This is a genomic window from Rahnella sp. PD12R (assembly GCF_019200965.1).
In the GTDB taxonomy this organism is placed as follows: Bacteria; Pseudomonadota; Gammaproteobacteria; order Enterobacterales; family Enterobacteriaceae; genus Rahnella; species Rahnella laticis.
On record NZ_JAHTMS010000002.1, the window covers coordinates 125786 to 141136 of the forward strand.

Here is a 15351-nt window from a genome sequence, read left to right on the forward strand (position 1 = left end):
TTCTCCGGAAATGAATTTTAGAATGTGTTTTAAGTCAGGCCGGAGGTCACTATTCCACGGGCGACACAACCCGGCGAATACTTGTTTAGCGCTGGGGTATAACCTCAGGCTATAGGTTTCAGTTTATTGAATTTATGGGGTTATTTATGACGTACAGGGAGAGAGGAACAGTGAACCAAGAGCGGAAATTCACGGAAAAACAGCAATAAAAAAAGGCAGAGCCAATGAACTCTGCCTTTGCGATTACCTTTTTCAGACACAGAATGGGGTAATAATTTTGTTCACTAACTTAGAAGCGGTAAGTCAGTGCAACAGCAACGATGTCGTCAGAGCTTACGCCCAGTTTGTTGTTGTCATCGATCTGGTTGATCATGTAGTCAACATAGGTGTACATGTTTTTGTTGAAGTAGTAAGTCGCACCGATTTCGAAGTATTTGACCAGGTCAGCATCGCCCACGCCGCCTTCAACATCTTTCGCTTTAGACTGCACGTAACCGATTGACGGACGCAGACCGTTTTCGAACTGGTACTGTGCAACTAACTCATAACCCTGGGTTTTGTTTGCATAGCCAGCAGTGCCGTTAACAGTGATCGGCGCCTGGTTACGGGTTTCGTTATACATTGCTGCCAGGTAAACCTGGTTTGCATCGTATTTCAGGCCAGTCGCCCATGCAGAAGCTTTATCGCCGCCACCGATTTGAGAGTTGGTCTGGCCGTTGGTGCGGTCAGAAGAAGAACCTGCGATTACAGCACCGATGCCGGAACCTGCGATATCTTCATAATCGATAGATGCGCCGTAACCGTCGCCGTTGCCTTTGTTGTTAGCACGGCCATCGTTTTCGTTCTTCGCCTGATATTGCAGAGCCACGTTCAGGCCAGTCACCAGACCGAAGAAGTCCTGGTTACGGTAAGTAGCCAGGCTGTTAGCACGGCCAACCATGAAGTTGTCGGAGTTAGCGGTATCACCACCAAACTCTGGCAGCATATCGGTGAAGCCCAGTGCGTCATAAACCACACCGTAGTTACGGCCGAAGTCGATAGAACCGAAATCTTTAACTTTCAGACCTGCAAAGCCCAGACGGGTTTTAGTACCTGTCGTGCCCTGGCTTTCAGCGTGGTTAGCCTGAACGTTATATTCCCACTGGCCATAACCGGTCAGTGTGTCATTAATTTGTGTTTCGCCTTTAAAGCCCAGACGAACATAAGTCATGTCGCCATCAGAACCAGCGTCATCAGAGAAATAATGCTTAGCGGTTACGCGACCGTAAAGGTCCAGTTTATTACCATCTTTGTTATAGATTTCGGTTGCGTTTGCGGTAGTTCCCACTGCAATTAAAGAGACCGCTAAGGCCAGCACACTGCGCTTCATCATTATTTAAGTTTCCTTGATTTTTTTATAAAGGATTTCTCATGCCCGCTTTATTTAAATATCTGATTATCGGGCTGTGAGTATTTGTACATGTTTTTAAATGCGTCTGTCTGTAAAACGATTTGAACCTTAACACTGAGCACAAAAAGTTAAAATGGAAAAGTTCGCCACACTAAGTCTTTTTTGAGTAAAGAGATGTAACAAAATATTTCCATTATAAGTCTCTAACCCCCTGATTATATGCGGTTTTCGCATAACGTTTTGCACCATTATGGTGCCACGCATTATCTTGGTGCATTTGAAGTTTACTTTTGTAAAGCAGTTGCAAGCGGGATCACCTTTCTCAAAAGGTTTTTTACTGTTAACAATCGTTAATGAATTCACAATAGGAAAATGAGTAGTGCATTTAAATAGTGCATAGCAGGGTAATTATTTTACTGATAAGTTCATTAGCGAATAAATAGAAAATGCGACCATAAGATTTTTGTACTACGCAATTTCATCCGTATTCGGACTTTTAATAAAAGACCTGAGTGAAATAAAGCCAAATTGAATCTGAAAATAATTTCGCGGGTGATTGAATTGAACAAAGCGGGGAATTTATTGCTACCCGTTTTGAGTTTTTTTTATTCAAAACGGGCGTGTGATTAATTATCAGACAATTTTATTTTGCGGCGAAAGCACATTTATCATGCTTCTGTGCTGATCAAAAGGTCTCCCAGGTTTCCTCTGTTCCCGCAAAACTGTTTTTTTGCGGCAGGATTTTCTGCTCAGGACGTTTTCCACTCACCTTTTTGTCTTCATGCGTGACCGGCAGCGTCTGCGGGTTGATTTGAAACACGGAGACAGCCTGCGTCAGATGACTGGCCTGTTCTTCCAGCGCGATCGCTGCCGTAGCCGATTCCTGCACCAGCAAGGCATTCTGCTGCGTAACGCGGTCCATCTCTGTAACAGCGGTGCCCACCTGCTCAATCCCACGGCTTTGCTCATCTGATGCCGAGGCAATTTCAGCCATGATATCCGTTACCCGGGTGACAGCATTGACGATTTCACTCATGGTTTCACCGGCGCTTTCCACCAGCTCAGAACCTGTTCCAACCTTTTCAACAGAATCGTCAATCAGCATTTTGATCTGCTTTGCCGCTTCTGCACTGCGTTGCGCCAGATTACGAACTTCCCCGGCGACCACGGCAAACCCTCGCCCTTCTTCTCCGGCCCGCGCGGCTTCAACCGCCGCATTGAGTGCAAGAATGTTGGTCTGGAACGCAATGCTGTCGATGACATTGGTGATGTCGGCAATTTTCTGCGAACTGTCGGTAATTTCGACCATGGTATGCACAACGTTATCCACGACCTTGCCGCCCCGGCGGGCAATTTCTGACGCATTGAGTGCCAGGCTGCTTGCCTGAGAGGCATTTTCGGCATTCTGTTTCACTGTCGCTGTCAGCTCAACCATGCTGGCCGCCGTTTCTTCCAGTGCGACGGCCTGCTGCTCGGTGCGGGAAGAGAGATCTTTATTGCCTGTCGAAATCTCAACGGCGCCAGTGAGGATAACGTCAGCACTCAATCGCACTTTGCCGACGGTATTCGAAAGCTCATCCTGCATATGCCGCAATGTATCGGCAAGCTGGCCGATTTCATTGGTGCCCTGCACATCAATTTTGGTGTTCAGTTTCCCTGCTGCAATCTGGCGAATCGCTTCGATACTTTTATTAAGAGGCGTAATGAGGGAGATGCGGATGCCTTTCCAGACGATAACGAACATGATCAGTACGACCAGCAGCATACTCACCGTGATCCAGATTGCGGTACGGTAAGAACGGGCGCTGTCCTCCCTGGCCGTGTGGTAACGGTCGTCAATCTGCTTCAGATAGCGATCGTATTCAGCACTAAAACCATTCTGGTAACTTCCCGTCGGCTGGCTGTTAGCGGCAGCAATATTCCCCTCACGCATATAACCAATCAGCTCGACGAGTGCCCCGTGAAATATGTCGTACTGACGCTGAATTTCTGCTGAGTCATTTCCCACTTGTTTCGACTGCGACAAATAGGAATTCCAGTTTGTCTCTGCCTGCTTAAGCGACTGGCTGGCCTGATTGAGGACATCATTCACATCAATGTTCACATCCCCTTTCTCACCTTCAACCAGAAATTGGATCGCTGCCACACTGATGGTGGCGCGCGCTTCCAGAAGCGCTACCCAGGTGTTGTTAAGGGCCGATTGTTGCTGCCGGATTATCTGAAAAGTCATGATATTTTCGTTTTCATGCTTGAGAGATTTAAAGAACAACACGCCGGAGCTGAGTTGCAGAAATCCAAATAAGCACAGAATAATTACAAAACTAGTCACTACTTTTAATCTATTTAACATATTCTTTTACATACCTTTTTTCAGAAAACCATAAAGATATTTATCGGTGTTTCCTGAAAAAACTGTTGTAAAAAAGTACGTCTTTCTTCCGAGGAATGAACATTAAAGCAAGAATGCAGCCCCTTCCGGTTACTGAAAAGGGGCTAAGAAGGCGGGATAATTAACGAAACTGTGCGGCGTGAAGTTGTGCGTAACGTCCCTGAAGGGACAGCAGGGATTCGTGCGTTCCCTGCTCGACGATGCCTTCTTTGTCGACCACGATAATGCGGTCGGCATTCTGGATCGTCGCCAGGCGGTGCGCGATGACCAGCGTGGTTCGCCCTTCGGAAAGCTCAGCCAGCGATTGCTGAATGGCCTGTTCGGTTGCGGTATCCAGCGCGGAGGTCGCTTCATCGAGGATCAGGATCGGCGGATTCTTGAGGAAGATACGAGCAATGGAAAGCCGCTGCTTCTGGCCGCCGGACAGTTTAACGCCCCGCTCACCGATCACCGTGTCCATTCCCAGTGGCAGCGCGTCAATCACATCATCAAGACGCGCACGGCTGGCGGCAAGACGGATTTCTTCTTCGCTGGCATTCAGTTTGCCATAAGCAATGTTCTCGCGGATTGTGCCGCCAAACAGGAAGACGTCCTGCTGCACAATGCCGATGTTGCGGCGCAGCGACGTTTGCGTCATATCACGGATATCAATGCCATCGATGGTGATACTGCCGCTGTCGATTTCATAGAAACGGGGCAGCAGCGAGCACAGCGTGGTTTTCCCCGCACCGGACGGCCCGACAAACGCCAGCGTTTCACCGGCATTAATCGACAGCGTGATCCCGTTCAGAATTTTGCTGGCAGGCGTATAGCCAAACACCACATTCTCATAATGAATGTCGCCGCGCAGATGGCTGACGGCCTGCGCGTCCGGGCGATCAACGATATCCGGCGCCGTGTCGATCAGTTGTGTAAAGCGTTTAAAACCGGCAATGCCTTTCGGATAGCTTTCCAGAACCGAGCTGATTTTCGCCACCGGGCGGAAAAACACTTCCACCAGCAGCAGGAAACCGACGAAGCCGCCGTAAGTCAGCTGGTCATTAATCACATACCAGGTGCCCGCGACCATCACGATCAGCTGGACCAGACGCGTGCTCAGATAACTCAGCGTCAGGCTGGCGGTCATGATCTGATAGGCTTTCAGCTTCGTCGTCCGGTATTTATCGTTGTCATGCGCGAACAGTTTTTGCTCATGTTCTTCGTTGGCAAAGGCTTTCACCACGCGGATACCGCCGATGCTTTCTTCTATACGGGCGTTGAAATTCCCCACCTGCCCGAACAGCCGCCGCCAGGTTTCCGTCATTTGCGCGCCGTAACGGCTGACCATCCAGGTCATCGCGGGCACAATAATGATGGTCATCAGCGCCAGTTGCATATGCACGGTTGCCATCAGAATAAAGGCCCCAATGAAGGTCATCACCGCAATAAACACATCTTCCGGCCCGTGGTGCGCGACTTCCCCGACCTCTTCCAGATCTTTGGTCACATGCGTAATGATATGGCCGGTTTTGGTATTGTCGTAATAACGGAAAGAGAGTTTCTGTAAATGGCTGAAAGCCTGACGGCGCATGTCGGTTTCAATCCCGACGCCCAGCGCGTGACCCCAGTAGTTCACAATCGCCATCAGCGCGGTGTTAAACAGATAGATCAGCAGCAAGCCGACCGTTGCACCGATGATCAGCACCCAGTCGTGGGCAGGCAGAAGCTTATCAATGAACGTTTTGATCGCCATCGGAAAACCCAGTTCCAGCAATCCGGCGAGGATCGCGCATCCGAAGTCGAGGAAGAACAGTTTTTTATAAGGCGCGTAATAAGAGAAAAAACGGCGGAGCATCATGCATCCTCTAATTAAGAATACCAGCCTGTAAAGGCGAAGCGACCAGTCTAGATGAAAATTGTTATCAATCAGAGAATTTTATGTGCCTGCGTGTGAGACGCGTTCCAGGCAAACCGGCATTCTCTTTTGATCTGGTTAAAAAAATCGGAGATACTGTTTAAATACACAGTAAACAATCATAGCGAAAGAATAAGGGCACGTCATGGGAGAATTTACCGGTTTCACGCAGTCAGGCCTGAACTTCCTGCAGGCGCTGCGCCAGAACAACAATAAAGAGTGGTTCGACGAAAATCGTGATATTTATCAGGATCATCTTCTCACGCCGATGCGCAATCTGGTCGAAGATTTGAGTCAGGATATGGTCATCATTGATGATTTGTTCGAAACGCGTCCGGCGATTGGCAAAACCATTTCCAGAATGCATCGCGATACACGCTTCTCTCACGACAAATCTATTTATCGTTGCAATCTGTGGCTGACCTTCAAACGGTCACGTAAAAACTGGACCGATGCGCCGGTATACTTCTTTGAATTCGGTCAGGACTGGTGGCGTTACGGGCTGGGTTATTACAGCGCGTCAAAAACCACGATGGATCTTTTCCGGCAGCAGCTTCTGAAAAAGCCCGCAGAATTTCTGAAAATGGCGAAATGCATCGAGCCGAACTTCACCATCGAAGGCGACAGTTATAAACGCCCGCTGATTAAAGATCAGGATCCGGCGCTGGCGGCCTGGTACAACAAAAAATCCTTTGCGCTGATGAGTTCCCATATGGATATGGAGCCGGTTTTGAGCAGTGAACTGGTGGGGATTTTAAGGGCTAATTTTCTGCGCATAGCGCCGTTGTATCAGATGCTCATTGGGATCGAGGGAATGAAGAGGAACCAACTGCCGTTGGGGGAAGAGTGATGTTCATGGGCTCGCCGCCCAAACGGGCCCAACGTGCCGAGAACGTTTCAGTTTTTCACTCGCCGTGAGGGCCATGACCGAGAACGTTTCGGTTTCTCACTAACGGTGATCACATGGCTTTTCGCGCCGAAACCGACCAGAGAGGGCCAGGACGGGCCCTCTCTGGACTCTCCACGTCTTTTTTACTGCGCGCTGCCGCTCGTAGGCTATGTTTCAGCGGCTGTAGTTATTGCCGCAAACGCCGCCGCTTCGCGGTGCTCTCGTTTCGGATTCGAACCAGCTCAAAAAAGACTCTCGCCGTTTCTCATCACTCACTCAACGTCGTTTTGAAAGCGGCTAGTTGCTATGTGATTCGAAAGATTGATGCTAGCTGATTTACATAGCCATTGGCCGCTTTCAGAAAGCTTGCTGAATGAGTGTTTCGAGACCGAAAGGCTCGAAGACCGAAATGAAGGTACCGCGCAGCGGCAAGTTTTCGCGGCAATAGTTGCGGCTTCTGAAACATAGCCAGCGAGCGATAGCGCGGGTTGTAAAAAGCGGGGAGGAATCCAAAGGAGGGAAAGCACTTTCCTCCTTTGGTCGGTTTCGGCGTAACCCGTTAAGTGATCACCGCTCGTGAGAAACCGAAATATTCTCGGTCTTTGTTAAAACCGCCGGTGCAGCGGCTTCTGCACATGCATTTTTGGTTTCGCCCGGGCGGCGAGCCCAAAGGCTTAGCTTGTTGCCTCAACCGCCTTCGCCACATATATCTCCCGCAATTTCCCGGTAATCTCCCCCGGTTTCCCATCTCCGATCGCCTTCCCGTTCAGGCTCACCACCGGCCAGATAAAGGTTGTGGCGGAACTGATGAAAATTTCACGCGCAGACTGCGCCTCTTCCAGCGTGAACGGACGTTCTTCGAATCGCAAATCGTTTTGTTTCGCCAGTTCGAGCAACGCCTGACGCGTGATCCCGTGCAAAATGTGCGTGCTAAGCGGACGGGTGATGAGCGTGCCGTCGGCATCGACGATCCAGGCATTGCTGGAACTGGCTTCAGTGATCAGGCCGTTTTCGACCAGCAGCGCGTCGTCCGCATCATGTTTATGCGCGTACTCTTTGGCGAGGCACGGCGCTAACAGCCCGACGGTTTTGATATCGCGACGCTGCCAGCGGATATCATCCACGGAAACCATGCGGATGCCGGTTTTGGATTTCGGATGATCAATCAGCGGACGGGCCTGCGTGAACATCAGGAAAGTCGGGCTGACAGTTTCGCCGGGAAAATCAAAGTCACGGTCGCCGCTGTTTCCACGGCTGATTTGCAGATAAACCGCCCCTTCGCGCAAATTGTTTTCGGCGATGAGCCGGTTTTGCAGGATTTCGATTTCCCCCGGCGCGCAAGGTAACCGCAGATCCAGCGCCTGACACGAACGGACCAGCCGGGCCAGATGGGCGGCGTTATCCAGCAACCGGCCATTCAGGACGGCGCTCACTTCGTACACCGCATCCGCAAATAAGAAACCGCGGTCAAAGACAGACACCTTCGCATCCTGCTCGGCAACAAACTCCCCGTTGAGGTATACCGTTCTGGTCATGTTATTTTTCCTGGCCAAATTGAAATAGGATTTTTATTAGCTTACCTGAGTCACAGGAATAAACTGCGTGAAAACTGAACGGGCGATGTTGACGTAACGCAGGTTTCTGGTCTCCGGCGCATAAAAAAAGCGCTCCGTTGAGCGCTTTTCGGAAAGTCACCCGAAGGTGTCACATTTCGCCTTTCTTCTTTTTATTGCGGATCACCAGCCAGCTGATCAGCGCCATCACCACACCAATAAAGATGAACCAGATGCCGAGCATCAGCTGCGGCGCCATTTCACCCGGCGGGGTTTCAGGGCTGCCCACAATCAGGCCGTGAAGCGTGGCGACAACGCCGATTACCAGTAAAATCAGGCTGTTGCGTAATAAACGACGGGCGACAGTCATAGGTTGTCTTGGAGTGGCCATCAGTGCGTCCTTGAGCAAAAAAATAATGATAAGGGCGCATAATAGCGCCCCTGATTTTTATGTCAAAACAGACTGCTCACAACTTCAGCCGGTTTTCAGCGGCGGTTGCGCACCAGCTGGTAGCGACGGGTGAGATATTCCACCGGCGCACTCCAGATATGCACCAGACGGCAGAACGGGAACAGCAGGAATAACGTCATCCCGAGCACCAGATGCACGCGGAAAATAAACGCTACGCCGTCCAGATGCGCGGCCGCACCGCCGTGGAAAGTCACCACGGACTGCGCCCAGCCGACCAGTTTCATCATTTCGCTGCCGTCCATATGCTGGGCGGAGAACGGAATGGTGCCAAGGCCCAGCGCGCACTGGATCACCAGTAATGCGATGATCATGATGTCACCGAAGCTGGATGCTGCACGCACGCGCTCATTGCTCAGGCGACGCCAGAGCAGCATGCCGCCGCCGACTAAGGTCATCACGCCACACGCGCCACCGGCAAACATCGCCATTTGCTGTTTCACCGGCACCGGCAGGAAGGATTCGTACATCCAGTGCGGCGTCAGCATCCCGAAGGCGTGACCGGCGATAATGCCGAGAATGCCGACGTGGAAGAGCGGTGAAGCGATGCGTAAGGTTTTTTTCTCCAGCAACTGGCTGGAGCCCGCGCGCCAGCTGTACTGACCATAGTCATAGCGCAGCCAGCTGCCGACGAGAAAGACCGTGCCGCAAAGGTACGGGTAAATATTGAAGAAAAAGTTGTTGAGGAAGTCAGTCATTTGCGTGGTTCCCCCGCATTCGTGTCATCAAGGTTCAGATACTGCGGCGCAACCGCACCGGCGAAATGTTTCTGGCGCGCAGCTTCTTCACCGCCCGCACAGCTTTGCTCGCCGAGGAATTTGATTTGCTCTTCTTCCCAGACCGCGTCCAGCGCAGCCGGGGTGTCATCACGCGCTTCCTGTTTAATCCCTTCGCGCACGTTTTCCGTGGCGATGTCGCTGCCGGAAAGCGCCAGCAGCAGATCAAACAGCTCCGCATAATGGCTGTCGCGTTCCTGCAAACGGGCGCTCAGCAGCGCCAGAATCGGTGCGATATCACGCAGGCCGCCACGGGCTTCCTGTTCATCACGCGTGGTCAGATATTCCAGATAAAGCGGAAGGTAATCCGGCAGCTCGCGGCTGTCGATTTCCAGACCGGCTTCGCGGTACTGCCCCATCAGATCGACCATCGCCTGCCCGCGGTCACGGGATTCGCCGTGAACGTGTTCAAACAACAGCAGCGAGGTGGCGCGGCCACGGTCAAATAAACCGGTGTACGCCGACTGTGCGTCGAGTAAATCTTTCTGGCAGAAATCCGTGATGTACAGCGCCAGATCCAGGCGCTGTTCAGGGTTAAGTTCCGGCGACGTGGTCACGGCTTCAAGCAGTTCCATCTTGTGCGTCCAGAGATCTTCCGACGGATAATCCAGCAATAAACCAATCAGTCGTAAACTGTTCATTAGCCTTTCCTTTCGGTTTTCGCGCCAATGTCGATGGCATCGATGCGTTTGCTGTTAAACAGGTTGAATTTGGTATCGCTGCCGTGGCAACCGTCGCCAAAGCTGAAACCACAGCCTTTCGCTTCCGGGAACGCTTCGCGCGCCTGTTCGCGGTGGCTTGATGGCACAACGAAACGGTCTTCATAGTTAGCAATCGCCAGATAGCGGTACATTTCTTCCGCCTGGGCAGCCGTCAGCCCGACCTGCTCCAGCGCGCTGGTATCCACCACGCCTTCCACGCTTTCTGCACGTTTGAAATGGCGCATGGCCAGCATACGTTTCAGGGCGCGCAGCACCGGCGCGGTATCGCCTGCGGTCAGCAGATTCGCCAGATATTCCACCGGAATACGCAGGCTTTCGACGTCCGGCAACACACCGCTGTGCGGCAATGCGCCCGCGTCGGCGGCGGACTGAATCGGTGACAGTGGCGGCACATACCAGACCATCGGCAGTGTGCGGTATTCCGGGTGCAGTGGCAGCGCCAGCTTCCACTCAATCGCCATTTTGTAAACCGGTGACTGACGCGCGGCGTCCATCACGGAGAGCGGAATGCCGTCGATCTCAGCCTGCGCAATCACTTCCGGATCGTTCGGATCCAGGAAAATGCTCATCTGGCTTTCGTACAGGTCTTTTTCGTTTTCTACCGATGCGGCTTCTGCAATACGGTCGGCGTCATACAACACCACGCCGAGGTAGCGGATGCGGCCTACGCAGGTTTCGGAACAGACCGTTGGCTGGCCAGCTTCGATGCGCGGATAACAGAAAATACATTTTTCTGATTTGCCGCTTTTCCAGTTGAAGTAGATTTTTTTGTACGGGCAGCCGGTCAGGCACATACGCCAGCCGCGGCATTTGTCCTGATCAATCAGCACGATGCCGTCTTCGCCGCGTTTATAAATCGCACCGCTCGGACAGGTCGCCACACACGCCGGGTTCAGGCAGTGTTCGCACAAACGTGGCAGGTACGCCATGAAGGTGTTTTCGAACTCGCCGTACATTTCTTTCTGCATATTGGCAAAGTTCTGGTCGGCAGAGCGCTTGCTGAACTCGGTGCCTAAATCGTCTTCCCAGTTCGGGCCGCCGACGATTTTCTTCATGCGTTTGCCGGTCAGCAGGGAGCGTGGACGCGCCACCGGCTGATGTTTACCGTCTTTCGCGGTGTGCAGATGCTGATAATCGAAATCAAACGGTTCGTAATAATCGTCAATTTCCGGCATATGCGGGTTGGCGAAAATCTTATGCAGCAGGTTGGCTTTGTTGCCCATACGCGGCTGCAATTTGCCGTTGATTTTACGGATCCAGCCGCCCTTCCATTTTTCCTGATTTTCCCAGTCGTGCGGATAACCCAGGCCCGGTTTGGTTTCGACGTTATTGAACCACGCGTATTCCATCCCTTCGCGGCTGGTCCAGACGTTTTTACAGGTCACGGAACAGGTGTGGCAGCCAATGCATTTGTCGAGGTTCAGCACCATGCCGACTTGCGAACGAATTTTCATTTGGCTTTCTCCTGACCTTTTTTAGGGAGCACTGCGGCCTGCACGTAATCGTTGCCTTCATCGTCTAACCAGTCGATGCGGTTCATTTTGCGGACAATCACGAACTCATCGCGGTTAGAACCGACGGTGCCGTAATAGTTGAAACCGTAAGACAGCTGCGCGTAACCGCCGATCATGTGCGTCGGTTTCGGACAAACGCGGGTCACGGAGTTGTGAATACCGCCGCGCTGCTGGCTGATTTCGGAGCCCGGAATGTTCACGATACGTTCCTGCGCGTGATACATCATGGTCATCCCCGCCGGTACGCGCTGGCTGACCACCGCACGGGCGCTCAGTGAGCCGTTGGCGTTAAAAGCTTCAATCCAGTCGTTGTCTTCGATACCCAGTTTTGTCGCATCGTCTTCACTGAGCCAGACAATCGGGCCACCGCGACCTAAGGTCAGCATCAGCAGGTTGTCGCTGTAGGTGGAGTGAATGCCCCATTTCTGGTGCGGCGTCAGGAAGTTCAGCGCCATTTCCGGGTTACCGTTCGGTTTCGCATTCAGCAACGGCTGCGCCGCGCGGGTGTCGATTGGCGGACGGTAAACCAGCAGGCTTTCACCGAAAGCACGCATCCATTCGTGATCCTGATAAATCTGCTGACGGCCTGACAGCGTGCGCCATGGGATCAGCTCATGCACGTTGGTGTAACAGGCGTTGTAAGAAACGTGTTCGTCTTCCAGACCAGACCAGGTCGGGCTGGAGATGATTTTGCGCGGCTGAGCCTGAATATCGCGGAAGCGGATTTTCTCGTCTTCTTTATTGAGCGCCAGATGCGTGTGGTCGCGGCCGGTGTTGGCACTCAGCGCCGCCCAGGCTTTCACGGCAACCTGACCGTTGGTTTCCGGTGCCAGCGTCAGGATCACTTCGGCAGCGTCGATGGCCGTTTCGATGCACGGACGCCCTTTCGCTGCGCCATCGGCCTTGGTGTAGTTCAGCTTTTTCAGCAGCTCAACTTCACTGTCGGTGTTCCAGCTGATGCCTTTACCGCCATTACCGAGTTTTTCCAGCAAGGGTCCGACTGAGGTGAAACGTTCGTACGTATTCGGATAATCGCGTTCAACGGTCATCAGATGCGGCGCGGTGCGTCCAGGGATCAGGTCGCATTCGCCTTTTTTCCAGTCTTCCACGCCCAGCGGCTGCGCCAGTTCGGCGGCAGAATCGTGCTGGATTGGCAGCGTAACCACGTCGGTTTCCACGCCCAGATGCCCGACGCAAACCCGTGAGAACTCTTTGGCGATGCCTTTGTAGATTTCCCAGTCACTTTTGGAATCCCACGCCGGATCCACCGCTGCAGACAGCGGATGAATAAACGGATGCATATCCGAGGTATTCATGTCGTCTTTTTCATACCAGGTTGCGGTCGGCAGAACGATGTCGGAATACAGACAGGTGCTGGACATACGGAAATCGAGTGTCACCACCAGATCCAGTTTGCCTTCACCGCCCTGCGCCTGCCATTCGACTTCTTCCGGCATCACGCCGCCCTGAATGCCCAAATCTTCTCCCTGAATACCGTGTTCGGTGCCCAGCAGATATTTCAGCATGTACTCGTGGCCTTTACCGGAAGAACCCAGCAGGTTGGAGCGCCAGACGAACAGGTTACGCGGGAAGTTTTGCGGATTGTCCGGCTGTTCCGCGGCGAAACGCACGCTGCCATCTTTCAGGGCTGCGACGGTGAAATCTGCCGGAGACTGACCGGCGGCTTTCGCCTGTTCCGCGATGTGCAGCGGATTAACGTTGAGCTGAGGCGCAGACGGCAACCAGCCCATACGTTCGGCGCGCACGTTGAAATCAATCATGCTGCCGGTGAATTTGGATTTATCCGCCAGCGGGGACAACAGTTCCTGCGGCGCGACGGTTTCATAACGCCACTGGCTGGAGTGGTTATAGAAGAACGAGGTGCTGTTCATGTGGCGTGGCGGACGCTGCCAGTCAAGGCCAAACGCCAGCGGCTGCCAGCCGGTTTGCGGACGCAGTTTTTCCTGACCGACGTAGTGGGCCCAGCCGCCGCCGCTCTGACCGACACAACCGCAGAAAATCAGCATGTTGATCAGGCCACGGTAGTTCATGTCGAGGTGATACCAGTGGTTCATCCCGGCACCCACGATGATCATCGAACGACCGTGAGTTTTGTTGGCGTTATCGGCAAATTCGTTAGCGATACGCACGATGTTTTGCTGCGAAACGCCGGTGATTTTTTCTGCCCAGGCTGGCGTGTAGGCTTTGATTTCGTCAAAGCTTTGCGCGCAGTTTTCATCATTCAGGCCACGTTCGATGCCGTAGTTCGCCAGCGTCAGGTCATAAACGCTCGCCACCAGACCGGTGGTGCCGTCCGCCAGTTGCAGGCGTTTCACCGGCAATTTGTGCATCAGAATTTCATCCAGCGCCACGCTGTTGAAATGTTCGCTGACTTCGCCGCCGAAGTACGGATAACCGACGTTCACGACTTCATCATGATTATCCAGCAGGCTCAGTTGCAGGCTGACGTCTTTATGGTCTTTGCCTTCGCGTGATTCCAGATTCCACTGGCCTTTTTCGCCCCAGCGGTAACCGATGGAACCCAGCGGAGAAACCAGTTCACCGGTATTTTCATCAAAGGCGATGGTTTTCCACTGCGGGTTGTTTTCCTGCCCGAGGTTGTCCACCAGATCGGACGCACGCAGCATACGGCCTGCGGCATAAGAGCCGTCTTCGCGCGGTTCGAGCATCACCAGCATCGGCATGTCGGTGTAACGGCGCACATAGTCGGTGAAATACTGGCTTGGCGCGTCCACGTGGAAGGATTTGAGGATCACATGGCCCATTGCCAGCGCCAGCGCGCTGTCGGTGCCTTGTTTTGGTGCCAGCCACTGGTCGCACAGTTTGGCGATTTCAGCGTAGTCCGGGGTGATCGCCACCGTTTTGGTGCCTTTGTAGCGCACTTCGGTGAAGAAGTGGGCGTCCGGCGTACGGGTCTGCGGAACGTTGGAACCCCAGGCAATAATATAAGAAGAGTTGTACCAGTCAGCGGATTCCGGCACGTCGGTCTGCTCGCCCCAGGTCATCGGCGAAGCCGGTGGCAAATCGCAATACCAGTCGTAGAAGCTCAGACACACGCCGCCAATCAGCGACAGATAACGCGCGCCGGACGCGTAAGACACCATCGACATCGCCGGAATTGGCGAGAAACCGATAATGCGGTCAGGGCCGAAGGTTTTGGCGGTATAAACGTTGGACGCCGCAATCAGCTCATTCACTTCCTGCCAGCTCGAACGGACAAAACCGCCGCGTCCGCGCGCTGCTTTGTATTCTTTGGCTTTTTCAGGCTGATTAATGATCGAACCCCAGGCATCCACCGGATCGCTGTAGGTGAGTTTGGCTTCGCGCCACAGCTGGATCAGCTTTTTGCGCATCAGCGGATATTTCAGGCGGTTGGCGCTGTAGAGATACCAGGAATAGCTGGCACCGCGCGGGCAGCCACGGGGTTCGTGGTTAGGGAGGTCCGGACGGGTTCGCGGATAATCGGTCTGCTGGGTTTCCCAGGTGACCAAGCCGTTTTTGACGTAAATCTTCCAGCTGCATGAACCGGTGCAGTTAACACCGTGCGTGGAACGGACCACTTTGTCGTGCTGCCAGCGGCTGCGGTAGCCGTCTTCCCAGTCACGATTGGTATTCAGCGTCTGGCCGTGGCCGTCAGCGAAAGGTTCAGCTAACTGTTTGAAATAGCGAAACCGGTCAAGAAACTTGCTCATCCGGGACTCTCCTGTGCAAAGGCCTGAGGCGCTTTGTCATTA

10 protein-coding genes are annotated in these 15351 nt (G+C 53.0%); 1 reads left to right on the forward strand and 9 read right to left on the reverse strand.

Annotated features, from left to right (window positions below):
* Positions 1–289: 289 nt before the first annotated feature.
* The 3 genes from KWG64_RS04590 to KWG64_RS04600 all read right to left on the reverse strand — a co-directional run bounded on the left by KWG64_RS04590 (position 290) and on the right by KWG64_RS04600 (position 5613).
* Positions 290–1372, reverse strand: a complete 1083-nt coding sequence (locus KWG64_RS04590) for a porin (RefSeq protein WP_305080192.1) — start codon at positions 1370–1372, stop codon at positions 290–292.
* A gap of 703 nt (positions 1373–2075) precedes the next feature.
* Entirely contained in the window at positions 2076–3740 is a 1665-nt protein-coding gene (locus tag KWG64_RS04595; RefSeq protein ID WP_218521081.1) for a methyl-accepting chemotaxis protein, read from the reverse strand.
* A 160-nt stretch (positions 3741–3900) separates the two neighbouring features.
* Positions 3901–5613: an ABC transporter ATP-binding protein gene (locus tag KWG64_RS04600; protein WP_218521082.1), complete on the reverse strand. Its 1713-nt coding sequence runs from the start codon at positions 5611–5613 to the stop codon at positions 3901–3903.
* A 205-nt stretch (positions 5614–5818) separates the two neighbouring features.
* On the opposite strand from KWG64_RS04600, the gene KWG64_RS04605 reads away from it, so the two are divergent.
* Positions 5819–6523 (forward strand): DUF2461 domain-containing protein, encoded by a 705-nt coding sequence (locus KWG64_RS04605; protein ID WP_218521083.1) that lies wholly within the window; start codon positions 5819–5821, stop codon positions 6521–6523.
* A gap of 713 nt (positions 6524–7236) precedes the next feature.
* Here KWG64_RS04605 and KWG64_RS04610 read toward each other — a convergent pair.
* The 6 genes from KWG64_RS04610 to KWG64_RS04635 all read right to left on the reverse strand — a co-directional run bounded on the left by KWG64_RS04610 (position 7237) and on the right by KWG64_RS04635 (position 15309).
* Entirely contained in the window at positions 7237–8097 is an 861-nt protein-coding gene (locus KWG64_RS04610) for a D-amino-acid transaminase (RefSeq protein ID WP_218521084.1), read from the reverse strand.
* Positions 8098–8266: 169 nt separating this feature from the next.
* The gene (locus KWG64_RS04615; protein WP_152327018.1) at positions 8267–8506 is read right to left on the reverse strand and encodes a hypothetical protein; all 240 of its coding nucleotides are present in this window, start codon (positions 8504–8506) and stop codon (positions 8267–8269) included.
* 95 nt (positions 8507–8601) lie between these two features.
* Positions 8602–9282 carry a respiratory nitrate reductase subunit gamma gene (gene narI / locus KWG64_RS04620; protein WP_101076684.1) on the reverse strand — a complete coding sequence of 227 codons (681 nt, stop codon included), beginning with the start codon at positions 9280–9282 and terminating at the stop codon, positions 8602–8604.
* Entirely contained in the window at positions 9279–10001 is a 723-nt protein-coding gene (gene narJ / locus KWG64_RS04625) for a nitrate reductase molybdenum cofactor assembly chaperone (RefSeq protein WP_195815802.1), read from the reverse strand. The genes narI and narJ overlap by 4 nt, the downstream gene beginning before the upstream one ends.
* The gene (gene narH, locus KWG64_RS04630; RefSeq protein ID WP_101076686.1) at positions 10001–11536 is read right to left on the reverse strand and encodes a nitrate reductase subunit beta; all 1536 of its coding nucleotides are present in this window, start codon (positions 11534–11536) and stop codon (positions 10001–10003) included. The genes narJ and narH overlap by 1 nt, the downstream gene beginning before the upstream one ends.
* Entirely contained in the window at positions 11533–15309 is a 3777-nt protein-coding gene (locus tag KWG64_RS04635) for a nitrate reductase subunit alpha (RefSeq protein WP_218521085.1), read from the reverse strand. Before KWG64_RS04635 ends, narH begins: the two co-directional genes overlap by 4 nt.
* Positions 15310–15351 lie beyond the last annotated feature (42 nt).